The sequence below is a fragment of the Rathayibacter sp. AY1C2 genome, from assembly GCF_002931195.1.
Classification (GTDB): domain Bacteria; phylum Actinomycetota; class Actinomycetes; order Actinomycetales; family Microbacteriaceae; genus Rathayibacter.
The window spans coordinates 82548-104907 of record NZ_PSWG01000009.1 but is presented as its reverse complement, the minus strand read 5'-3'; the positions used below and the strand labels follow the sequence as shown (position 1 = coordinate 104907).

The window sequence follows — 22360 nt, the reverse complement described above, 5'->3', positions numbered from 1 at the left end:
CCCCAGCCGGCGGGAATACGCTCGGCGCATGAACCAGCAGCGCACTCCGGTCACGGTCACGGTCACGGGAGCCGGAGGCGCCATCGGCTACGCGCTCCTTTTCCGCATCGCCTCGGGTCAGCTCCTCGGGCCGGACGTCCCCGTCCGCCTGAACCTGCTCGAGATCCCCTCCGGCCTCCGCGCGGCCGCGGGCACGGCGCTCGAGCTGCAGGACGGCGCCTTCCCCCTCCTCCGCGGGATCGAGGCGACGGACGACCCGGCCGCCGCGTTCGACGGCGCGAGCGTCGCCCTCCTCGTGGGCGCCCGGCCGCGCAGCGCGGGCATGGAGCGCGCCGACCTGCTCGCCGCGAACGCGGGCATCTTCGGACCTCAGGGTGCCGCGCTGAACGCGCACGCCGCCTCCGACATCCGCGTGCTGGTCGTCGGCAACCCGGCCAACACCAACGCCTGGATCGCGCGGCGCAGCGCCCCGGACATCCCTGCCGGCCGCTTCACCGCGATGACGCGCCTCGACCACAACCGGGCGGTCGCGCAGCTCGCCGCGAAGCTCGACGCCCCCGTCGACGCGATCGAGGGCGTCGCGATCTGGGGCAACCACTCCGCCTCGCAGTACCCGGACGCGACGCACGCCACCGTCGGCGGACGTCCGGTGCCCGAGCTGGTCGACGCCGAGTGGCTGCACACGGAGTTCGAGCCGCGGGTCGCCAAGCGCGGCGCCGAGATCATCGAGGTCCGCGGAGCCTCCTCGGCCGCGTCCGCCGCCTCCGCCGCGATCGACCACGTGCGCGACTGGGTCGACGGCACGTCGTGGACCTCGGCCGCCGTCGAGTCGGACGGCTCCTACGGGGTGGAGGAGGGGCTGATCTCCTCGTTCCCGGTCCGCTCCGTCGACGGCGAGTGGCGGATCATCGAGGGGCTCGAGATCGACGCGCACTCCCGCGCGCGGATCGACGAGTCCGTGCTCGAGCTGCGCGCCGAGCGCGACCAGGCGCTGGCGTTCCTCGCGTCCTGACGCGCCCCTCCCCGTCCTGTCTCCGCGGGATTCCACTCCGGTGCGCCTCGCGCGACGTGTCGCGTACCGGAACGGCATCCCGCGGAGGGGCTCAGCGGCGCTTCTCCGGAGTGGGGAGGGTGCCGGAGGCGCGGGCGGCCTCGTACCAGGCGTGCGCCTCCTCCTGGCGCTCCGCCTCGGCGCCGGTCGCGATCGCCGCGCGCACGTGCTCGGGCCCGTAGCCGAACGACGCGACCAGGTCGGCGGCGTGCGGGCGGATGCGCGCGAGCAGGCGGTCGATGTAGGACGTCACCGCGACCGCTCGCTGCGACGACAGGCGCCCGTGGATGAGGTACCAGTCGAGGTGCTTCTCGATCAGGCCCAGGCCGAACAGGTCGCGGAGCCAGGTGAGGACGGTGCGCGTGCCCGCGTCCTCGACGCCGGCGAGCGCCTCCGTGAACGCCTCCCACTGCAGCAGCTCGGCGTGCGCGCGCGCCGCCTCGATGAGCTCGCTCTGGTGCGCGTTGAACAGGCGTGCCGCCTCGTCGGAGGGCAGCTTCGACGCCGGGCGCAGCCGTGAGGCGATCCCCGCGACCATGCTCTCGACGCGGCCGGTGAGCAGCTCGCGCTGGTCCTCCCGCAGCTGGCCGACCGAGCGGGCCGTCGATCCGCGATCGGCGACGACCTGGGCCAGACGGCGCAGACCGGAGTTGTCGACGGTCGCCCCCGCGACCTGCGAGGCGGCGTAGCGCGCCAGCTCCGCGGGCTGGGCGCCCTTGAAGCGGCGTCCGACGTCGGTCAGCAGGCGCTTGGCGACCAGCTGGAGGAGCACGGTGTTGTCGCCCTCGAAGGTCGCGTACACGTCGAGGTCGGCGCGCAGCTGCGTGAGCCGGTTCTCCGCGAGGAAGCCCGCGCCTCCGCAGGCCTCGCGCGCCTCCTGCAGCGTGTCGAGAGCGTGCCAGGTCGAGAGCGCCTTGAGTCCCGCGGCGAGGGTCTCGAGGTCCTGCCGCGACTGCTCGGTGTCGTTCGCGCCGGAGAACACCTCGTCGAACGCCGTCAGCAGCTTCTCGTGCGCGAAGGCGGCGGCGTAGGTGGTGGCCAGGCGCGGCAGGAGGCGGCGCTGGTGCCGCTGGTAGTCGAGCAGCACCTCCTCCCGCTCGCCGCCGCCGGTGAACTGGCGGCGCTGATCGCCGTAGGTGACGGCGACCGTCAGCGCGATCTTCGCCGCGGCGACCGAGGCTCCGTCGAGCGAGACACGGCCCTGCACGAGCGTGCCGAGCATGGTGAAGAAGCGGCGGCCCGGGCTCGCGATCGGCGAGGAGTAGGTGCCGTCGGCGGCGACGTCGCCGTAGCGGTTCAGCAGGTTCTCGCGCGGGACGCGGACCCCGTCGAAGTGGAGGCGGCCGTTGTCGATCCCGTTCAGACCGCCCTTGAGGCCGTCGTCCTCCCCGCCGACGCCGGGCAGGAACGCGCCCTGCTCGTCGCGGATCGGGACGAAGAAGGCGTGGACGCCGTGGTTCACCCCTTGGGTGACCAGCTGCGCGAAGACGACCGCCGCGCGCCCGTCCACCGCCGCGTTGCCGAGGTAGTCCTTCCAGGCCGCGCGGAACGGCGTCCGCAGCACGAACACGCCGTCCTCGTAGGTGGCGGTCGTGGCGATCGACGCGACGTCGGAGCCGTGCCCGGTCTCGGTCATCGCGAAGGCGCCCGGGATCTCGAGGCTCATGATCCCCGGCAGCCACTTCTCGTGGTGCGGGCGCGTGCCCAGGTGCAGGACCGCGGCGCCGAAGAGCCCCCACTGCACGCCGGACTTGATCTGCAGCGACGGGTCGGCGGTGACCAGCTCCTCGAAGCCGGCGATGTTGCCACCGTGGTCGGCCTCGCCGCCGAGGTCGACCGGGAAGGCGCGGTGCACGCCGCCCTCGGCCGCGAGCACGCGCATCTGCTCCGAGACGCGGAGGCGGTGCTCCTTCATCGGGAGGCCGTCGGTGCGGTGCAGCTCGGGGCGGGCGGTCAGGGCGCGGCTGGCGAGGCGCTGCTCGCGCCAGGCGCCGAGCAGGGTCTCGCCGAGGGCGGCGACGTCGACGGCGGGGGCGCCGTCCTCGTCCAGGCGCGCGTCGACCTCGGAGCCGAGGGAGTCCACCGGCGGCGTGGGCGCGATGGAGCCCGAGCGGGAGCGCCGGGCCCGCGTGCGCCCGGTGGCCGCCCGGTCGGCGGCGTCGGCGGCGGAGCGGGGGTGGGGAGCGGTGCTGACCATGGTGTTCGTGTCCCTTCGACCGTCTGCGGTTCGGGCCGCTCCCGGTGCGTCGTGCGCCGACGGGCGCGGCAGCGGAGGCGGTCCTCGCACGGTAGGTCGCGCGGCGGCGCGGCGGAAACGTTCCGTCGCCCGGGCACAAACGGCGCCGGGCGGAGGCGGAAGCGCGTTGTCGGAACCGACCAGGCGGGGGCGGGGCGCGCGGCTCGTGCGCAGGACGGGCTGTCCCTGCGACGGGAGCGGAGAAGGGGGCGGCTCGTCCGTGTGCTGAACGGGCTGTCCCTACGGGCTGCTTCTGCGGAGGAGGGACGCCGCACCGGAGGCCGCCTCGCTAGTCTCTCGGCATGAGCGAGCCGCCGCTGCCTCCCCCTCCGCCCGCCCGACACCCGGCGGCCGGGCCGCCCGCGGACGTCGCGGCGGCGCCTCCCCGGACTCCGGGTGCGCCGCCCGTGGACGTCGCGGCCGCGCCTACCGCGCCTCCGGCCGCGCCGGGATCCGGGGTTCCGTATGGGCGCCCGGTCCGCGTCTGGGACCTGGTGCTGACGATCGTGCTGATCCTCGTGGCCTCCGCGGTGACGCTGCTGCTGTCGTTCTTCGGGCTGTTCTTCGCGATGGCCAGCGACTCGTGCGGCGGATCGAACGCCTGCGACATCGGCCTGATCGAGGGCGGGGTGGTCCTCGCCGCAGGAGGAGTGTGGGTGCCGTTCCTCGCGGCGCTGGTCGTCTCGATCGTGCTGCTGGTGCGGCGGCGCATCGCGTTCTGGGTGCCGGTGGCGGGTCTCGCGGTGTCGTTCTGTTGCACGCTGCTCGGCGGGTGGATGGCGTCGACGGGCGCGAACGGCTGAGGGCGCTCGTCGGTGCGTTGGGCCGAGGACGCTCGCGTCGGTGACGAGGTGGGCACGATCGTCGACGCTGACGCCGGAACGCGGTCGCCCGCGCCGGCGCCCGCCTCCGTCGCGGGCGGTGAACCGCGCGCCTCAGCGACGGATCAGTAGCTGTCCCAGCCGGGCTCCCAGTCGGGCTCGTCCGGCGGCACCCAGTCGTCCTCCGGCGGCTGCGCGGCGGACACGGGCGGACCGGACGACTCGCGGCCGAACGAGGGCTTCGCCCCTTGCGAGCGGGACGACCCGCCACGGGCGGCCGGCGCGCGGCGGGGAGCGGGAGCCTCCTCACCGGGTTCCGGGACGGCGATCTCGGGGCTCTCCCCCGCGACGACGGCGAGCACGGCCTCGCCGTAGGTGAGCAGCTTCTTCTGGCCGACGCCGCCGATGATGCTGAGCGCGTCCATCGTCGCCGGCTCGGCGGTCGCGATCTCGCGGAGGGTCGCGTCGTTGAAGACGATGTAGGCCGGGACCGCCTGCGCGCGGGCCTGCGCGGCGCGCCACTCCCGGAGCCGCTCGAACAGCGGCTGAGCCTCGCCCGACAGCTCGGCCACGGTGGACCGTCCGGAGCGGGAGGATCCGCTGGAGCGAGCCGGCTTCTCCGGCTCCTGCCGCAGCTCGACCTTCCGCTCGCCGCCGAGGACGGAGCCGGACGCGGGCGTGAGCACGAGCGTGCCGAAGCCGTCGTCGTTCACGCCGAGCAGGCCCTGCGCGAGGAGCTGGCGGGCGACTCCGCGCCACTGGGTGTCGCTGAGCTCGGCGCCGATGCCCCAGGTGGCGAGGCCGTCGTGCTGGTGCTGGGTGGTGCGCGGCGTGGTCTTGCCGCGGAGGACGTCGATGATGTGACCGGCGCCGAACTGCTGGTTGCGCTCGCGCTTGAGGCGGACGACCGTCGACAGGAACTTCTGCGCCGCGACCGTGCCGTCCCAGGAGGCGGGAGGCTCGAGGCAGGTGTCGCAGTTGCCGCAGGCGGTGCTCTCCTGGCCGAAGTAGGCGAGCAGGTTCACCCGGCGGCACTGGACCGTCTCGGAGAGCGCGAGCATCGCGTCCAGGTGCGCGGACATCCGCCGACGGTGCGCCAGGTCTCCCGGCGACTCGTCGATCATCCGGCGCTGCTGCACCACGTCCTGCAGTCCGTACGCGAGCCAGGCGGTGGACGGCAGTCCGTCGCGGCCGGCGCGACCCGTCTCCTGGTAGTAGCCCTCGACCGACTTGGGCAGGTCGATGTGCGCGACGAACCGCACGTCCGGCTTGTCGATCCCCATGCCGAAGGCGATGGTCGCGCAGACGATGACGCCCTCCTCGCGGAGGAACCGCGACTGGGCGGCGGCGCGCACCCGCGAGTCGAGGCCCGCGTGGTACGCGACGGCGTCGAAGCCCGCCGAGCGCAGCGCCTCGGCCGTCGCCTCGACGCTCTTGCGGGAGAGGGCGTAGACGATGCCCGCGTCGTGCGCGTGCTCGCGCCGCAGGAAGTCGATCAGCTGCTTGCGCGGCTCGACCTTGTTGACGATCCGGTACTGGATGTTCGGGCGGTCGAAGCTCGAGACGAAGTGGCGGGCGGCACCGAGGTGCAGGCGCGAGGTGATCTCGCGGTGCGTCGCCTCGGTGGCGGTCGCGGTGAGGGCGATGCGCGGGACGTCGGGCCAGCGCTCGGCGAGCTCGCCCAATGCGAGGTAGTCGGGGCGGAAGTCGTGGCCCCACTGGCTGACGCAGTGGGCCTCGTCGATCGCGAAGAGGGCGATCCGGCCGCGGGCGAGGAACTGCTTCATGCCCTCGTTGCCCAGGCGCTCCGGGGCGACGTAGAGCAGGTCGAGCTCGCCGTCGAGGTAGGCGCGCTCGACGCGGCTGCGCTCGCCCGCGTCCTGGGTGGAGTTGAGGAACTCGGCGCGGACGCCGTTCGCGCGGAGGGCGTCGACCTGGTCCTGCATCAGCGCGATGAGCGGGGACACGACCACGCCGGTGCCGGGGCGCACGATGGCGGGGATCTGGTAGCAGAGCGACTTGCCGCCGCCGGTGGGCATGAGGACGACGGCGTCACCGCCTCCAATGACCTGCTCGACGATGGCCTGCTGCTCGCCGCGGAAGGAGCCGTAGCCGAAGACCTTCTCGAGGATCGCCTGCGCCTCGGAGGATCCGGATCCCGGGGCGCCGCTCGCCGCGTCGCTCCGGACGCCGCCGCGGGACTCCGCCGAGGGGTCGGCGAGCGGCGGGGCGGGGAGGGCTGTCGCGGTGGGCTCTGTCACCCGGGGAACTCTACCCGCCGCCTCCGACGCCGCCCCGGGGGTCCGGGGAACTGTGGAGAAGGGCTGCAGGGAGGGAGCTGGGGAGGCGGATGCGGGGTGGTCGGGGGCTTCTGCGGCGTCCGGATCAGAGGTCGGTGAGGGTGCGGGTGTCGCCGTCCCAGAAGCGGACGCCCGCGAGGCCGACGGTGAACGGCTCGCCGAGGAGGGGGACGGCGTCGCCGAGCTGCTCGGCGCGGAGGCGGCGCGAGACACTGATGTGCGGCGTCCAGGCGTCCGGCAGCGAGGTATCGACGCCGCCCGGCACGAGGCGCGTGGCCCGATCGTGCAGCGCGTCGAGGGCGGGCGAGCGGACCACTCCCCAGGCGAGGACGAAGCGCCCGGCGTGCGGGAAGAGGAGGACGGCGCCCAAGTCGGCCGTCGCCGGCAGCGGACCGAGCGCGCCCGGCTCCGGGGCGGTCAGCTCGGGCCCGGCGACCAGGGTGAGGTGCGGGCGGTTGCTGGCGGACGTGTGCAGCGCGAGGCTCGGGATGCCGGCCGCCTCGAGCGCCTCCCACTGGCCGCGGACGCGAGCCTCCGACTCCGGATCGAGGAGGACTTCGAGGCTGCGCATGTCCACATTCTGCCGCGGCTCCTGCGTGCGGGCCTTCGCGGGCGCGCGGCCACTCGCGGGTGCGCGCGGTCCTCGCGGGCTCCGGCGAGTGTGCAGGAGTCGTCGCACTCGCAAGCACGCAGGAGTTGTCGCACTCGCCCTCGACTGCGACGACTCTTGGAGACTCGACACTCGTCCACTCGAGCGACCCTCGAGTGCGCAGAAATCATCGTGCTCGCGCTCGACTACCACGACTCTTGAGTGCTCGGCACTCGGCACTCGGCGCTCCCGCGAGTGTGCAGGAGTTGTCGCACTTGAGCTCGAGTGCGACAACTTTCGCGCACTCGCGGGGGCGAGGAGCGGGGCGGAGACGGGGAGCGGGCGGGCACCGCCGGCCCCGCGCCCCGCCACCCGCGTCAGCCGATCGTCACGAGGGCGGCGAACAGCTCCGGCGCTCGGCGGTCGACGATCCGACCGCCGACGCGGATGCCGACCAGCGCGAAGACGGTGCCCAGCACGAGGGCGGCCGCCAGTCCGGCCAGGCCGAAGGCCGGGTCGCCGCCGATGAGCGAGATCGCGCCGAGGACGATCGACGGGAGCGCCAGCAGACCGGTCGCGGCCATGCTCCCCAGCATCACGACGCTCGAGATCATCCCGGAGCCCGGCGGCGTCTTCAGCGGGCTGTCCCCCGGCCCGGGCACGGGGTAGACGACGAGCGACGAGGCGACGCTCGACACTCCGAACCCGCTGAGCACGAGGGCCAGCGCCATGCCCAGCACGGCCGGGATCGCGTCGGCGCGTCCCGCGTACAGCGCGGTGCCCACCGCCACGACGACCACCGCAGGGACGCCGATGATCGCGGCGGCGACGACGCGACCGGCGCGGTCGGCCGACCCCGTCACTCCGGAGCTGACGTGCGCCGCCCAGGCGGTGCCGTCGTACGACACGTCGGCGCAGAGGGTCACGCCGAAGATCAGGCCGACGAGCACGGCCGAGAGCAGCACGAAGGTATCGCCGCCGCTGCCGATCGCGGAGTAGAACACCGCGAGGACGACGACGGCGGGGATGACGAGGAGCCCGCGGCTGTAGCGCGGGTCGCGCCACCAGTATCCGAGGGCACGCGCGGCGACGGCGCCGGTCGGGGTGCCGGGGAAGCGCCCGAACAGGCCGAGGCCCGCGGATCCGGAGGCGGAGTGCGCGCCGGACGCGGCGGGCTCCGCGAGCGCGTGCCGCAGCGCCCGGGCCCACGCCCAGACGAGGACGGCCAGCGTCGCGAGCCCGATCAGCAGGCGCGCGATCGCCGCGACCCAGTCGCCCGCGACGACGGATCCGGGGACGGCCCAGATCGCGCCGAGCGGCGACCAGCCGAGGGCGCCCGCGATCACGGGCAGGACGTCCAGGCCGTCGCGGATCACGTTGGTCAGGCCGAAGAAGAGCGGTCCGAGCAGGATGACGACGACGAGCACGACGCCGCCGATCACCTCGCGGTAGCGGCGGCTCGAGCCCAGGCCCGTGGTGAGCGCGCCGATCAGGCGGGACGCGACCACGCAGGTCGCGACGCCGATCACCGCGGCGACGAGGCCGGGCAGGATCCCGATCGGACGGCTCCACCAGGCGGCGGCGGAGGCGAGCGCCCCGAGCGTGGTCACCACGCCGGGGATGCCCGCGAGGCCCGCGGCGGCGAGCCCGAGGAGGAGGGTCCGCAGCGGGATCGGGAACGTCGCGAGGGTGGGCAGGTCGAGGCTCTGGTCGGAGCCGGACAGGAAGATCGGCCCGAGCACCCAGCCGAGGATCAGAGCGGATCCGCCGAGGACGATCGCGACGTTCGCGAACGCCGGGTCCGTGCCTCCGAGCGCGACCAGGCCGGCCGCGACCAGGCCGAGCACCGCGATCGCGTAGAGACCGCCGAGGATCACGCCGATCAGCTGCCACACGTTCCGCGTCAGCGAGTTGCGGAGCAGGAGCAGCCGCAGCCTCAGGAGATGCGCAACCATGCCGGTCCCTCCTGGTGGGTGCGGCCGCCGACCAGCTCGACGAAGCGCTCCTCGAGGCTGGAGCCGGCGCGGACCTCCTCGAGGGTGCCGGAGGCGAGCACGCGGCCGTCGGCGATGACGGCGACCCGGTCGCACATCCGCTCGACGAGGTCCATGGAGTGGGACGACACGATGACCGTGCCGCCCGACGCGACGAAGCCGGTGAGGATGTCGCGGATGTTCGCCGCCGAGACCGGGTCGACCGACTCGAACGGCTCGTCGAGCACCAGGAGGCGCGGGGCGCGCACGAGCGCGCAGGCGAGCGCGATCTTCTTGGTCATGCCCGCGGAGTAGTCCACGACGAGCGTGCGGTCGGCCGGATCGAGGCCGAGCAGGGCGAGGAGGTCGTCGGTCCGCTCGACGACGACGGATCGCTCGAGCCCGCAGAGCAGACCGTAGTAGGTGACGAGCTGGAGACCGGTGAGGCGGTCGAACAGCTTGACGCCGTCGGCGAGGACGCCGATCAGCCGCTTCGCCTCGAGGGTGTCCTTCCAGACGTCGACCTCGTGGATCGTGACGACGCCGCTGTCGGGGCGGAGCAGGGCCGTGGCCATCGAGAGGGTCGTCGTCTTGCCCGCGCCGTTGGGGCCGACGAGCCCGAAGAAGGACCCGGCGGGGACGTCGAGGTCGATGTCCTTCACGGCCTCCTTGTCGCCGAAGCGCTTGCGGAGGCCGCGGATCCGCAGGGCGACCTCGCCGTGGCGGCCGGAGGCCTCGGGGGCGGCCCATGCGGGGGTCGCGGAGTCGGTGTGCGCGGAGTCGGTGTGCTCGGCAGCGGTGCCGTCGGCGGCGGTGCGCGCGGCGGGGCTCTCGGTGTCCGTGCCGTCCTGGGGAATGCCGGGGGGCGTCGTCCCGTCCATGTGTGTCCCTTCCGGGCCGCGGTGGGCGGCCGCTCCTCCACCCTAGGCAGGCGCTGCGGTCGGGGCATCCGTCCCGCGATGGAGTCGCGCGGAACGCACCGGCGCGGCCCCGGCGGCTCGACGGGGCGGGGCGGAGCACGGCCGCCTACGCTGGCCCCATGCCCACGCTCCTCCTCGTCCGGCACGGACGCACCACCGCGAACACCGCGGGGATCCTCGCCGGACGGACCGCCGGAGTGCGGCTCGACCACGTCGGACGCACGCAGGCGGCGCGCACCGGGGAGCGGCTGGCGGCGGTCGAGCTCGCGACCGTGGTGTCGAGCCCGCTCGAGCGGTGCCGGCAGACCACGCGCTTCGTCCTCGAGCGGCAGACGGGATCGCCGGCGACGGTGATCGACAAGGGCATCACCGAGTGCGACTACGGCGACTGGTCGGGGCGCTCGCTGCGGGATCTCGCGACGGAGCCGCTCTGGGCGACGGTGCAGAACCAGCCCTCCGCGGTGGTGTTCCCCGGCGGCGAGGGGATGCTCGCGATGCAGGCCCGGGCCGTGTCGGCGATCCGGCGGCACGACGCGGCGGTGGCGGAGGAGCACGGGGCCGGCGCGGTGTGGGCGGCGGTCAGCCACGGCGACACGATCAAGGCGATCCTCGCGGACGCGCTCGGCATGCACCTCGACCTGTTCCAGAGGCTCAGCGTCGGACCGGCGTCGGTGTCGATCATCCGCTACGGCGCGGGGCGGCCCGAGGTCGTCGCGATGAACACGGACGCCGGGGACCTGGGCTGGCTGCGGAAGGCGGCCCCCGTGGCGGACGCCGCCGTGGGGGGCGGGGCGGGGCACGAGTAGGCGCGGGTTCGGGAGGGCCGCTTCAGGGCTCGATCGAGCGGCAGGGACGCTGGTGCTCGGCAGCGGCGGATCTCGATGCGTCCGCTCCGCGGGGGGCTCGGTCAGCAGAAGAGACGGCGACTCGATCAGCAGGCCGCCCGAGCCCGACGCGCGCAGCCACTGCGGAGGCGGGCGCTCGTAGACTGAGGGCATGCCTCCGATCGTGCACGGATTCGACTGGCCCGATCGCGTCGTCGTGGGGACCGTCGGCTCACCCGGCTCGCGCTCCTTCTACCTCCAGGCCAAGACCGGGCCCCGCGTGGTCAGCGTCGGCCTCGAGAAGCAGCAGTCGGCCCTCCTCGCCGAGAAGATCGACGAGATCCTCGACCAGCTGATGACCGCCCAGGGCAACCCGGTCAGCGTCCCCGCCGGCACTCCCCCGGAGCTCGTCGACAACGACCCGCTCGACCAGCCCGTGGAGCCCGAGTTCCGCGTCGGCGGTCTCAGCCTCGGCTGGGACCCGTCCACCGCGCAGATCGTGATCGAGGCCTACCCGCTGACCGAGGCGGAGGACGACTCCGAGGAGGAGCCCGAGCCCACCGAGATGCTGCAGGTGAAGATCCCGGTCGGCACGGCGCGCGCCTTCGCGAAGCGCACCCTCGAGGTCGTCGGCGCCGGACGTCCGCTCTGCCCCCGCTGCGGCGAGCCGATGGATCCCGACGGGCACGACTGCCCGCTCGCATGAGCGACCCGGGCGGGCTCGACGGCGAGCTGGAGCTGGCCGGCCGGATCACGATCGCCTCGAACGCGACGTTCCTCGCGCAGCTCGGCGAGACGTCCGTCGTCTACAAGCCGATCTCGGGCGAGAAGCCGCTGTGGGACTTCCCGGACGGCGTGCTCGCGGGCCGCGAGGTCGCCGCCTACCTCGTCTCGGAGGCGCTCGGCTGGAACGTGGTGCCGCGCACGTGGCTCCGCGACGGTCCGCTCGGGCCGGGCATGGTCCAGCTCTGGCAGGACATCGATCCGGACCAGGACGCGGTCGACCTGGTGCCCGCCGACGCCGTGCCCGACGGATGGCGGCACGTCCTCGACGGCAGCGACGAGGAGGACCGGGACATCTCCCTCGTGCACGAGGACTCGACGGCGCTGCGCCGGATGGCCGTGTTCGACGTGGTCGCCAACAACGCGGACCGGAAGGGCGGGCACGTGCTCGCGCTGCCCGACGGCCACCGCTACGGGGTCGACCACGGCCTCACCTTCCACTCCGAGCACAAGCTGCGCACGGTCCTCTGGGGCTGGATCGGCGAACCGCTGCTCGAGGAGGAGCTGACGGCGCTGGCGCTCCTGCGCGCGCAGGTCGACGGACCGCTCGGCGAGGCGCTCTCGGAGCTGCTCACCGAGGACGAGGTCGCCGCGTTCGCGAAGCGCTGCGAGCGGCTCGGCTCCTTCGGCCGCTTCCCGGGCCCGCGGGGCGGGATGCCCGCGGTGCCCTGGCCGCTGTTCTGAGCCGGGCGCGGTCGGAGGTCAGGACGAACGCCGCAGGAGCGACGGGGACGCGCTGATCCTCAGCCGCGGGAGCGGATCCCTCCTGCCTCCTGAACCGCTCAGAAGCTCCAGCCGCGGCCGAACAGCTCCTCGCCCGGCGCTCCGCCGCCTCCCGGACCCGCGCCGCGAGCGCCGAGGTAGGAGGAGACGACGGCCGCTCCCAGGTCCTCCGCCTCCGGGTTCACCACCGAGCCGCCGACCCGGCGGGCGAGCGAGTCGATGAAGCGCGCGAGGCCCGAGTCGTCACCCAGGCGGAAGAACGTGGTGTGCGCGCCGAGGCGGAGCGACGCGTCGAGCTCGCGGACCGAGACGGCGACGGTCAGCGGGTCCGGCGGGTAGTCGAAGAAGACGCCGCCGTCGGGCTCGAGGTGCGCGGTCGGCTCGCCGTCGGTGACGATGAGCAGCACCGGCTGCGCGTTCGGGTGCTTGCGGAAGTGCCGGTTGGCCAGCAGCAGCGCGTGGTGCAGGTTCGTGCCCTTGTCCCATTCCGCGTCCAGGCCGACCAGCTGCTCGACGTCCATCACCTCGGCGCGTCGGCCGAAGGCGACGAGCTGCAGCGCGTCGTTGCGGAACCGGCTGCTGATCAGGGTGTGCAGGGCGAGCGCGGTGCGCTTCATCGGCACCCAGCGGCCGTCCATCGCCATCGAGAACGACGTGTCGACGAGGAGCGCGACGCAGGCCTGCGTCCGCGCCTCCGTCTCCTGCACCTCGACGTCGTCGATCCGGATGCGCACACCGGAGCCGACCGGTCGGCCCTCGCCGGCGGTGCGGGTGAGGGCGTTGGTCACCGTGCGGGGGATGTCCCAGGCCTCGGTGTCGCCGAACTCCCACGAGCGCGTCGCTCCGGAGCGCTCGCCCGCCGCGCCCGCGCGCCGGACGTCGCGGGCGCCCTGACGGCCGGAGACGGTCTCGGCGATGTCGCGCAGGAGCGCCTTCCCGAGCTGGCGCATGGCCTTCGGGCTGAGGGCGAGGCGGCCGTCGGAGCCGCGGCGCAGGGTCCCGGAGTCGCGCAGGGCCCGCTCCAGGCGCTTCAGCGTCTGCGCGTCGACCGAGGCGTCCTCGCCGAGGCGCTTCGCCAGCAGGTCGAGGTCGAGGTCGTCGAGGGAGGAGCGGTCCGTCTGCGCGAGCTGGTCGGCGAGGGCGTCGAGGTCGGCCAGCTCCTGGAACACGCCCGTCCCGTCGCCGAGGCCGAGCCCCTGCTCGCCGTCCATCCGCTCGGAGCCGCCCCAGTCCTCGCCGGGACGGAGCCCCCGCAGGGTCTCGTCGAGGCGGCCGAGGGACTGCATGAGCTCCGGCGTGCCGAAGGCCTCCTGGGCGAGCGCGTCGAGCTCGGCGCGCTGCTCGGCGGTCATCGAGTTGCGCATCCGCTGGGCCGCGGCCGCGCGGGCGGCGAGCGCGTCGATCAGCTCGTCCACCGACTCCGGTCCCTCGGGGAAGTACTCGCCGTGCTGCTCCATGAAGGCGTCGAACTGCTCGGGGGTGTCCTCCCCGCGCGCGTGCGCCTCGAGCAGCTCGTTCAGGTCGCGGAGCATCGCGTCGATCGCGGCCCGGTCCTCGTCGCTCGCGTTCTCGAGGGCCTGCTTCATCCCCTCGAAGCGCTGATCGAGCATCTCGCGGCCCAGGAGCTCGCGGATCCGCTCGAAGTCGGCGCGCGCCTCGGGGCTCTGCCAGCGGTAGTCGCGGAGCTCCGAGACGGCCGCGGCCGGTGAGGGCGGGAGGCTGTCGAGCTGGATCTCTGCGAGCGCGCGGTCGCCGTCGTCCATCTGCGTGTCGCGGGCGAGCTGCTTGCGCTCGGCGAGGACGGCCTTGTCGAGGAGCTCGCGGATCTCGCGGAGCGTGCCGTCGAGGTTGTTCCTCTGCGTGAGCTCGCGACGCCGCTCGGCGACGCGGGCGGCCAGGTCGTCCAGGCCCTCGCGGTCGCGGGTGCCACGGCGGAGGAACTCGCGCAGGGCGCGCTCGGGCGAGGTGCCGCCCATCACGTCCTCGCCGATCGCGTCGAGGGCCTCCTTCAGGTCGACCGGAGGAGCGAGCGGATCGGGTCCCCCGTCGTACTTCGCGTAGCGCGCGTCGCGCTTCAGCCGCCGGTTGCCGCGCGGAGCATCAGCCATAGACGGCCTCGCCCCCGCCCGTCTCCTTGCTCAGCTTGCGCGAGAGGTAGAGGCCCTCGAGGGCGAGCTCGACCGCTCCGGCGCGGCGCCCCTCCCCCACGGCGTCGAGGCGCTCGGCGACCTCGTCGTACACGCGGGCCTCGCCCAGCAGCGGCAGGCCGGCCAGGAACTCGCGGGCGGTCACCTGCTCGCCGGTCGTGATCATCGCGCCGTTCTCGACCGCCTCGACGAGCGGCCCGAGGTCGACGCCGCGCAGGTGGGCGCGGACGGTCTCGGCGGTGGCCTGACGGAGCAGGTGGTCGAGGATCTCGTCCTCGCGGCCCTCCTCCCCCGACTCGAATTCGATCTTGCCGCCGAGCACGTCGACGGCGGTCTCGAGGTCGATGGGGCGGGCGACCGCCTCCTCCTCGCCGCGGCGGGTGGCGCGGTGCAGGGCGGCGGCGGCGATGGTCTCGGCGCCGGCGATGGCGAAGCGGGCGCTGACACCGCTGCGCTGGTCGACGGAGCTCGACTCGCGCAGGGCCCGCGTGAAGCGGGCGAGGATCTCGATGAGCGCATCGGGCACGGTCGCGACGAGGTCCGCCTCCTGACGGATGACGGCGACCTCGTCGACGAGGGCGGTCGGGTAGTGGGTGCGGATCTCGGCGCCGAAGCGGTCCTTCAGCGGCGTGATGATCCGGCCGCGGTTCGTGTAGTCCTCCGGGTTCGCGCTCGCGACGACGAGGACGTCGAGGGGGAGGCGGAGGACGTAGCCGCGGATCTGGATGTCGCGCTCCTCCATCACGTTGAGCATGGCGACCTGGATCCGCTCGGCGAGGTCCGGCAGCTCGTTGATCGCGACGATGCCGCGGTGGCTGCGCGGGATGAGGCCGAAGTGGATGGTCTCCGGGTCGCCCAGGCTGCGGCCCTCGGCCACCTTCATCGGGTCGACGTCGCCGATGAGGTCGGCGACGCTGGTGTCGGGCGTGGCCAGCTTCTCGACGTAGCGCTCCTCGCGGGGCTTCCAGGCGACGGGCAGGTCCTCGCCCAGCTCCTCCGCTCGGCGGCGGCTCTCCGTGGTGATCGGCTCGTAGGGGTGCTCGCCGAGCTCGGACCCCGCGATGACGGGCGTCCACTCGTCGAGCAGGCCGACGAGGGTGCGCAGGAGGCGGGTCTTGCCCTGGCCGCGCTCGCCCAGCAGGACGATGTCGTGGCCGGCGATGACGGCGCGCTCGACCTGCGGGATGACCGTCTCGGCGAAGCCGTGCAGGCCCGGCCAGGGGTCGCGGCCCTCGCGCAGAGCATCGAGCAGGTTGTCGCGGATCTCGGTGCGGAGGCTCTTCTGCACGTGCCCGGAGGCACGGAGCTGGCCGAGGGTCTGGGTCGTCGGGCGCATCACCTCGGCAACGCTACGCCGCAGGTCCGACACGTGGTGGAGGTGCGGCGGATTCGCGGCGCGGGCTTGCGCGGGGGCCGCGCCGCGGACGGCTCAGCGCTCGAGGCGAGGGGCGGCGGCGAGCAGGCGGCGCGTGTACTCCTCCTGCGGTACGGCGAGGAGCGACGTGGCCGGCCCCGCCTCGACGATCCGACCCTCGCGCATCACGGCGATGCGATCGCTCATGTGCGCGATCACGCCGAGGTCGTGCGAGATGAGGAGGAGGGCGAGGCCGTGACGGCGCTGCAGGTCGTCGAGCAGGTCGAGGATCTGCGCCTGCACCGACACGTCGAGGGCCGAGACGGGCTCGTCGCAGATCAGCACGTCGGGGCGCGTCGCCAGCGCCCGGGCGATCGAGACGCGCTGGCGCTGACCGCCGGAGAGGGTCCGCGGCGAGCGCCGCTCCAGGGCGGGGTCGAGCCCCACGCTCTCGAGCAGCGCGGGCACGGAGGCGGCGCCGGCGTCGCGGAGGAGGCGGCCGACGCTCCAGCGCGGGTCGAACGAGGAGAGACTGTCCTGGTAGACGGCGCCGATCCGCGGGCGGCGGGGACGGCGGGAGCGCTCGGTCGCTGCCGACCACGGCTCGCCGAACAGCTCGACGGCGCCCTCGTCCGGACGCCGCAGCGCCAGCACGAGCCGGGCCACCGTGCTCTTGCCCGACCCGGACTCGCCGACGAGCCCGACGGTCTCGCCGCGCCGCAGCCGGAGGTCGACGTCGTCGACCGCGACCCGCACTCCTCCACCGGGCAGCGGGAAGCGGGCGGCGAGTCCGCGGGCCGCGACCACGACCTCCCCGGGGGTCTCGGGCGGAGTCGCCGGTGCGGTCGGGTCGGTGAGCCGGGAGCCGCGCGGTCGCCCGGCGGGGACGGCGGCCACGAGCGCGCGGGCCTCGGGGCTGCGGGGCGCGCGCAGCACCTCGGCCGCGGTCCCCTCCTCCACCACGCGGCCGTCGGCCAGCACGAGGATGCGGTCGGCGAGGCCCGCCACCACCGCGAGGTCGTGCGAGACCAGGACGAGCGCCCGGCCGCGCGCCTTCTGCTCGGCGAAGAGCTCGAGCACGCGGGCCTGGACGGTGACGTCGAGCGCGGTGGTCGGCTCGTCGGCGACGAGCAGCGGCGGATCGAGCGCCACGGCCGCCGCGAGGAGGGCGCGCTGGCGGAGCCCGCCGGAGAGGTCGCCCGAGCGCTCCCGCATCCGCTCGGCCGGCTCCGGCATGCCGACGCTCGCCAGGGCCTCGACCGTCCGCTGCGCGCGCTCGGCCGCGGGGAGGCGGCCGTGGAGGCGGAGCACGTCGCCGATCTCGCGGCCGATCGGGCGCAGCGGGTCGAGCGAGAGCAGCGCGTCCTGCGGGACGAAGCCGACGGATCCGCCGCGCAGCCGCCGCAGCTCCCGCTCGCCCGCTCCGACCACCTCGGTACCGCCGACGCGGACGCTCCCGGTCACGGCGCCTCCGCTCAGCCCCAGCAGCACTCGCGCGGTGACGCTCTTGCCGGACCCGGACTCGCCGACGATCGCGACGCACTCCCCCGGGTCCACGCGGAACGAGACCCCGTGCACCACCTCGACTCCGTCGAAGGCGACCCGGAGCCCCTCGACGACGACCGCGCTCACCGCGCACCCCGCAGACGCCCGCCGAGGATCGTCGTCGCGATCGTGGTCAGCACGATCGCCAGTCCTGGGAACACGGTCAGCCACCACGCGCTCGCGAGGTAGGTGCGGCCCGCCGAGAGCATCGCGCCCCACTCCGGCGCGGGCGGCTCGGCGCCCAGGCCCAGGTAGCTGAGGGCCGAGGCCCAGACGATCGCCTGGCCGACGCCGAGGGTCGCCAGCACGGCGAGCGGCCCGAAGGTGTTGGGGAGGACGTGCCGGACGAGGATGCGGACGGGTCCGTGCCCCAGCACGCGCGCCGCCTCGACGTAGCCGGAGTCGCGGATGCCGAGCAGCTGCGTGCGCAGGATGCGGGCGTACCCCGGCGCGGTGGAGAGGCCGACCGCGATGGTGGCGGGGACGACTCCGGGACCCGTGACCACGATCACGAGCAGCGCGAGCAGGAGTGCGGGGAAGGCGAAGAGCACCTCGAGTACGCGGCCGATCACGCCGTCGACGACGCGGCCGCCGAACGCCGCGACCACCCCGAGCACCGCGCCGAGGACGAGGCCGATCGCGGTGGCGCTGGCGCCGATCAGGAGGGATGCGCCGGCCCCCGCGATGAGGCGGCTGAGGACGTCGCGACCGGACTCGTCGGTGCCGAGCAGGTGCGCGGCACCCGGTGGGGTGAAGGCGTCGCGCGGGGCGACGGCGAGCGGATCGGAGGGGGCGAGCAGCCCGGGCGCGACGGCGGCGAGCAGGAGCAGCACGACGAAGACCGCGGCCAGCACCTCGCCGGCGCGGAGGCGGGAGGCACCCCGGCGGAGCGGGCGGGCGGCGCGCAGCTCGAGCTCGCTCACGCGACCGCCTCCCGCCGAGCCAGCCGCGGGTCGATCACGCGCGTCAGCAGATCGGTGGCGAGCGTCACGACGATGTACGCCAGCGCCGTGACCAGCACGACACCCGTCACCACCGGCACGTCACGGACGGTCACCGCCGCGAGCAGAGTCCGGCCGAGCCCCGGCCTCGCGAAGATCGTCTCGACCACCACGGCCCCGCCGATCAGGTAGCCGAACGCCCAGCCCGAGAGCGAGACGCCCGGCAGGACCGCGTGGCGCAGGGCGTGGCGGGTGCGGACGCCGAGCTCGCCCTCGCCGCGCCCCCGAGCGGCGAGCACGAACGGCGACTCCAGCGCGTCGAGGAGGGAGCGGCGCATCACCTGGCCGAGGAAGCCCGCCAGCGGGATCGCGAGGGTGAGCGTCGGCAGCACCAGCCCGGCGGGCGACCCGGTGCTGACCGGGGGCAGCCAGCGCAGCGCGGTCGCGAAGACGGCGATCAGCACGGTCGCCAGCCAGAAGTGCGGGAGCGCGGCCGCCGTGAGCTCGAGGCCGGACCCGATCGCGGCGGCGAGCCGGCCGCCCCGGGTCGACCAGAGGGCGGTCGCCAACGCGAGGATCCATGCGGCGGTGAGCGCGAGCACGGCGAGCAGGAGGGTGCCGGGCAGCTGCTCGCCGAGGATCTGCGCGACCGGGGTGCGCAGGGAGTAGGAGGTGCCGAGGTCGCCGCGCGCGAGCCTGCCGAGCTGCACCAGGTACTGCACGAGGAGCGGCTGGTCGAGGCCGTACTGCTCCCGCACCGCGGCGAGCGCCTCCGGCGACGCCTGCGAGCCCGGACCGCCGAGGATCGCCTGCGCCGGATCGCCGGGGACGAGGCGGATGAGGACGAAGACGGCGGTCGCGACGGCCCACAGCACCACGAGGGCGCCGCCGAGGCGGAGGAGCACGCGGCGGATCATGCGGGCGGGCGTCCTCTCTGGTCGGGGCGGTGGAGGGGGGCGTCGTCGAGGTCCCTTCCCTCCGGAGCACGCGATGCGCGACCGACGGCGGCTACTCGACCAGCATGGAGGACGGATCCCTGCTGATCGAGCAGCCCGCGAAGCGGGCGTCTCGAGATCCGCCCGTCCCGATCGCGGGGTCTCGATGCGCCGCCGCGGCGGCTACTCGACCGGCGTGCGTCCGCTCATCGATCGGTGCAGGCGGCTCTGCGGAGCCGGGTCAGACCCAGGCGTCGGCGAACCAGGGGGTCGACACGGTGTCGAGGGCGACGAGGCCCTGGACGGCCGACCGGTGCAGGTAGTGGTTCTGCTGGTCGTAGAGCGGCAGGATCCAGTAGCCCTCGAGGACGATCCGCTGGGCCTGCTCGTACAGGTCGGCGCGGGCGTCCTCGTCGGTCGTGGCGCTCGCCTGCTCGAGCAGCGAGTCGAGCGCGGGGTCGGCGATCTGCGCGTGGTTGGCGAAGTAGCCGCTCGGCGCGGGGGTGATGCCCGAGGAGGAGTAGAGGATCCGCAGCACGTCGGGTCCGACCTTCGTGTACGGGGCGCTCACCAGCTCGTACTCGTTCGACGCGAGCGCGGTGTACCAGCTCGACAGGTCGAGCAGGCTGATCCGCACGTCGAAGCCGAGGGTCTTCGCCGAGGCCTGGATCTGCTCGAACAGCGACTGCTCGGCCGGGATCGACTGGTTGGTGCTGACGGGGAAGCGCAGCGTCAGCGGCGTGCCGTCCTTCTCGCGGATGCCGTCGCCGTCCGAGTCCACCCAGCCGGCCTTCTCGAGCAGGTCCTCGGCGGCGGCCGTCTCGGAGTCGGACCCGGCGTCCTCGAAGAGCGACGGGTCGGAGTACGCGGTCGCCTCGCGGCTGGACAGCGGGGAGTAGGAGCGCTCGGCGGTGCCGAAGAAGAGCGAGTCGATCGCGTCGTTCACGCCGACGCCGCGGACGAACGCCTCGCGGACGGACTCGTCGTCGAACGGCGCCTGGCCGGAGTTGAGCTCGAGGCGGTTGACCGAGCCGGGCCGGGGCGCGTCGAGCTCGACGAGGTCCGTGGCTCCGGTCGCGGCCTTCAGAGTGTCGGGCTGGGCGTTGTCGAGCACGTCGACCTCGCCCGACTGCAGCGCCGCGTAGCGGGTGGCGGAGTCGGGGATGAAGCGCCAGGTGATGCTCGCCAGGTGCGCGGGGCCCTCGTGGCCGTCCCCGGTCGGGCCGGTCGACGCGTCGTAGGCCTCATTGCGGGTGAGGGTCACGTGGTCCTGCTTGACCCACTCCGAGACGGTGAAGGGGCCGGTGCCGACGGGCGCCTCGCAGTTGGCCGCCTCGCCGCGGGCGATGCCGGCGGGCGACTCGATCGCGGTCCACGGCTGCGCGAGCGACTCGAGCAGCGCACTGTCCGGCGCGGTCAGGGTGAAGCGGGCGACGGTCGGCGAGACCGCGGTGACGGAGGCGACCTTCGCAACGGCGAGGTAGCCGGTGGAGGACTTGGTCGCCGGGTCCTGCAGGTGCGCGATGTTCGAGGCGACCGCCTCCGCGTCGAGGGCGGTGCCGTCGGTGAAGGTCACACCCTCGCGCAGGGTGAAGTCGTAGCTGAGCGCGTCGTCCGAGACGGTCCACGACTCGGCCAGCCACGGCGTGATGGTGCCGTCGGCGTCGCGCGAGACGAGCGACTCGAGCACCTGCGTCGCGAGGAGCGCCTGCGGGTAGTTGCCGCCGACGTGCGGGTCGAGGCAGGTGGGCTCGGCGTCGCCGGACGCGTAGGTCAGGGTCCCGCCGTCGACGGGGGTGCTGGAGGCGTCGGGCGTCTCGGCGGTGCAGCCGCTGAGCAGGAGCGCGGCGGCCGCGACGGCGGCGGGGAGGGCGAGGAGGCGGGAGCGCAGCGGCATGACGTCTTTCGTGGAGGGGTCGGGGGTGCACGCGTTTCTTGGACGCGACCCAGGAAACGCTAGCAGGGCGTGGAGGCGGCGGACGGGGATCGCTCGGATCCGTGGAGGAGCGCCCGGATCCCGCGCTGGGGAGGGACGAATCGCGCTGGCGGAGATCCCCGACGCGCCTGTCGGTGGGGATCGGCCTCCGCTCTCCTACTGTCGACGCATGACCTCCGCCGTGCTCGCCCTCCTGTTCGGCTCCGCCGTCGCCCTCGTGGGCCTCGTGCCCTGGGCCGCCCTGCAGTACCGGCGGCGCGGCGTCCTCGGGATCGGCAACGCGGTGCTGGCCTTCGCCGCCGTGGTCTACGCGCTCGCCCTCGTCACCTACACGCTCCTCCCCCTGCCCGACGAGGCGACGGTCGCCGCCGCCTGCCGCACCGGATCGGGTCCGCAGCTGCGCCTGTTCGCCTTCGTCGGCGACATCGCGAAGGAGGGCGGGATCGACGGGCCCCGCGCGCTGCTGACGAACCCCGCGTCCGCGCAGGTGCTCCTGAACGTGGTCTTCTTCGTCCCCCTCGGGATGCTCGTCCGCCACCTCGCTCTGCGCGGGCGCCTCGTCGCCGGGCTGATCGGCGGCACCGTCGCCGGCTTCGCCGTCTCGCTCCTCATCGAGGTCACGCAGCTCACCGGCGACTGGTTCCTCTACCCGTGCGCCTACCGGCTCTTCGACGTCGACGACCTGCTGGCCAACACGGCCGGCGCCCTGCTCGGCACCCTTCTCTCCCCCGTCCTCCTCCTCTTCACCCGCCGGGCCGAGGGCGCGGTGCCGGAGCTGGCCCGCCCGGTCACGATCCGCCGCCGCGCGTTCGGCATGTTCTGCGACGTTCTCGCGCTGAGCCTCATCACGGGCGCGCTCGTCTCGATCACCGGGGTCGGCCTCGTGCTCGCGGGGGTGGACACGCGCTCGAGCCCCGGGGACGTGATTCTCGGCGCCCTGCCGTTCGTCGCTCCGCTGCTCCAGCTGGTGATCGTGCTGCGGTCCGGACGGACCCTCGGCGAGACGGTGGTGCGCCTGCGTCCCGAGCCGCGACCGCTCCTCTGGCAGCGGCTCGTGCGCTGGGCGGCGGGATCGGGCGGCTGGTCGACCCTGCTCGCCGTCGAGGGCGGGTTCTGGTCGCTGCTCGCCTTCGTCCTCGCGGCGGCCGCGATGATCGGCCTGGTCGCGACACGGGGCCGCAGGGGGACGGCGAACGCGCTGGCTCGCCTCGACGTCGGGGACGAGCGGGCGGAGGCGCCGTCCGCCGTCCGGAAGACGGACTGAGAGGAGCCTGCCGGACGC

At 74.3% G+C, this 22360-nt stretch carries 17 protein-coding genes; 6 read left to right on the top strand and 11 right to left on the bottom strand.

The genetic code is table 11. The features are described from left to right. Positions 1 to 28 precede the first annotated feature (28 nt). On the top strand, positions 29 to 1012 hold the full coding sequence (locus C5C55_RS08910) for a malate dehydrogenase (protein ID WP_104224379.1): 984 nt from the start codon (positions 29 to 31) through the stop codon (positions 1010 to 1012). A 91-nt stretch (positions 1013 to 1103) separates the two neighbouring features. On the opposite strand, the gene C5C55_RS08905 is transcribed toward C5C55_RS08910, so the two are convergent. Further along, positions 1104 to 3248 (bottom strand): acyl-CoA dehydrogenase, encoded by a 2145-nt coding sequence (locus C5C55_RS08905; protein WP_104233657.1) that lies wholly within the window; start codon positions 3246 to 3248, stop codon positions 1104 to 1106. A gap of 341 nt (positions 3249 to 3589) precedes the next feature. On the opposite strand from C5C55_RS08905, the gene C5C55_RS16740 reads away from it, so the two are divergent. Further along, positions 3590 to 4090: a DUF6264 family protein gene (locus tag C5C55_RS16740; RefSeq protein WP_219813000.1), complete on the top strand. Its 501-nt coding sequence runs from the start codon at positions 3590 to 3592 to the stop codon at positions 4088 to 4090. 143 nt (positions 4091 to 4233) lie between these two features. Here C5C55_RS16740 and recQ read toward each other — a convergent pair whose 3' ends face one another. From recQ to C5C55_RS08880, 4 genes are all read right to left on the bottom strand, one after another. After that, complete coding sequence (gene recQ / locus C5C55_RS08895; RefSeq protein ID WP_181067822.1) at positions 4234 to 6369, bottom strand: DNA helicase RecQ; 2136 nt, start codon at positions 6367 to 6369, stop codon at positions 4234 to 4236. A 124-nt stretch (positions 6370 to 6493) separates the two neighbouring features. Further along, positions 6494 to 6979: a hypothetical protein gene (locus C5C55_RS16850; protein ID WP_104233655.1), complete on the bottom strand. Its 486-nt coding sequence runs from the start codon at positions 6977 to 6979 to the stop codon at positions 6494 to 6496. A 395-nt stretch (positions 6980 to 7374) separates the two neighbouring features. After that, positions 7375 to 8952, bottom strand: a complete 1578-nt coding sequence (locus C5C55_RS08885) for a transporter (RefSeq protein WP_104233654.1) — start codon at positions 8950 to 8952, stop codon at positions 7375 to 7377. Further along, positions 8934 to 9851 (bottom strand): ABC transporter ATP-binding protein, encoded by a 918-nt coding sequence (locus C5C55_RS08880; RefSeq protein WP_104225053.1) that lies wholly within the window; start codon positions 9849 to 9851, stop codon positions 8934 to 8936. The genes C5C55_RS08885 and C5C55_RS08880 overlap by 19 nt, the downstream gene beginning before the upstream one ends. A 158-nt stretch (positions 9852 to 10009) precedes the next feature. On the opposite strand from C5C55_RS08880, the gene C5C55_RS08875 reads away from it, so the two are divergent. The 3 genes from C5C55_RS08875 (at position 10010) to C5C55_RS08865 (ending at position 12181) form a co-directional block, all read left to right on the top strand. Beyond that, positions 10010 to 10696 carry a histidine phosphatase family protein gene (locus C5C55_RS08875; protein ID WP_104233653.1) on the top strand — a complete coding sequence of 229 codons (687 nt, stop codon included), beginning with the start codon at positions 10010 to 10012 and terminating at the stop codon, positions 10694 to 10696. A gap of 190 nt (positions 10697 to 10886) precedes the next feature. Next, complete coding sequence (locus tag C5C55_RS08870) at positions 10887 to 11420, top strand: DUF3090 domain-containing protein (RefSeq protein ID WP_104225051.1); 534 nt, start codon at positions 10887 to 10889, stop codon at positions 11418 to 11420. Then, a complete protein-coding gene (locus C5C55_RS08865; protein ID WP_104225050.1) occupies positions 11417 to 12181 on the top strand; it encodes an SCO1664 family protein in 765 nt (254 codons plus the stop codon). The genes C5C55_RS08870 and C5C55_RS08865 overlap by 4 nt, the downstream gene beginning before the upstream one ends. A 98-nt stretch (positions 12182 to 12279) precedes the next feature. Here C5C55_RS08865 and C5C55_RS08860 read toward each other — a convergent pair whose 3' ends face one another. From C5C55_RS08860 to C5C55_RS08835, 6 genes are all read right to left on the bottom strand, one after another. Further along, positions 12280 to 14328, bottom strand: coding sequence for a VWA domain-containing protein (locus C5C55_RS08860; protein WP_104233652.1), 2049 nt, complete (start codon positions 14326 to 14328; stop codon positions 12280 to 12282). Beyond that, on the bottom strand, positions 14321 to 15703 hold the full coding sequence (locus C5C55_RS08855; RefSeq protein WP_104233651.1) for a magnesium chelatase: 1383 nt from the start codon (positions 15701 to 15703) through the stop codon (positions 14321 to 14323). The genes C5C55_RS08860 and C5C55_RS08855 overlap by 8 nt, the downstream gene beginning before the upstream one ends. Positions 15704 to 15796: 93 nt before the next feature. Continuing rightward, complete coding sequence (locus C5C55_RS08850; RefSeq protein WP_104233650.1) at positions 15797 to 17353, bottom strand: ABC transporter ATP-binding protein; 1557 nt, start codon at positions 17351 to 17353, stop codon at positions 15797 to 15799. Continuing rightward, positions 17350 to 18189: an ABC transporter permease gene (locus C5C55_RS08845; protein WP_104233649.1), complete on the bottom strand. Its 840-nt coding sequence runs from the start codon at positions 18187 to 18189 to the stop codon at positions 17350 to 17352. Before C5C55_RS08845 ends, C5C55_RS08850 begins: the two co-directional genes overlap by 4 nt. After that, on the bottom strand, positions 18186 to 19124 hold the full coding sequence (locus C5C55_RS08840; RefSeq protein ID WP_104233648.1) for an ABC transporter permease: 939 nt from the start codon (positions 19122 to 19124) through the stop codon (positions 18186 to 18188). The genes C5C55_RS08845 and C5C55_RS08840 overlap by 4 nt, the downstream gene beginning before the upstream one ends. 259 nt (positions 19125 to 19383) lie before the next feature. Beyond that, on the bottom strand, positions 19384 to 21039 hold the full coding sequence (locus C5C55_RS08835; RefSeq protein ID WP_104233647.1) for an ABC transporter substrate-binding protein: 1656 nt from the start codon (positions 21037 to 21039) through the stop codon (positions 19384 to 19386). A gap of 208 nt (positions 21040 to 21247) precedes the next feature. Here C5C55_RS08835 and C5C55_RS08830 point away from each other — a divergent pair, with 208 nt between their 5' ends. Continuing rightward, positions 21248 to 22342 carry a VanZ family protein gene (locus C5C55_RS08830; protein ID WP_181067821.1) on the top strand — a complete coding sequence of 365 codons (1095 nt, stop codon included), beginning with the start codon at positions 21248 to 21250 and terminating at the stop codon, positions 22340 to 22342. The last annotated feature ends 18 nt before the right edge of the window (positions 22343 to 22360 follow it).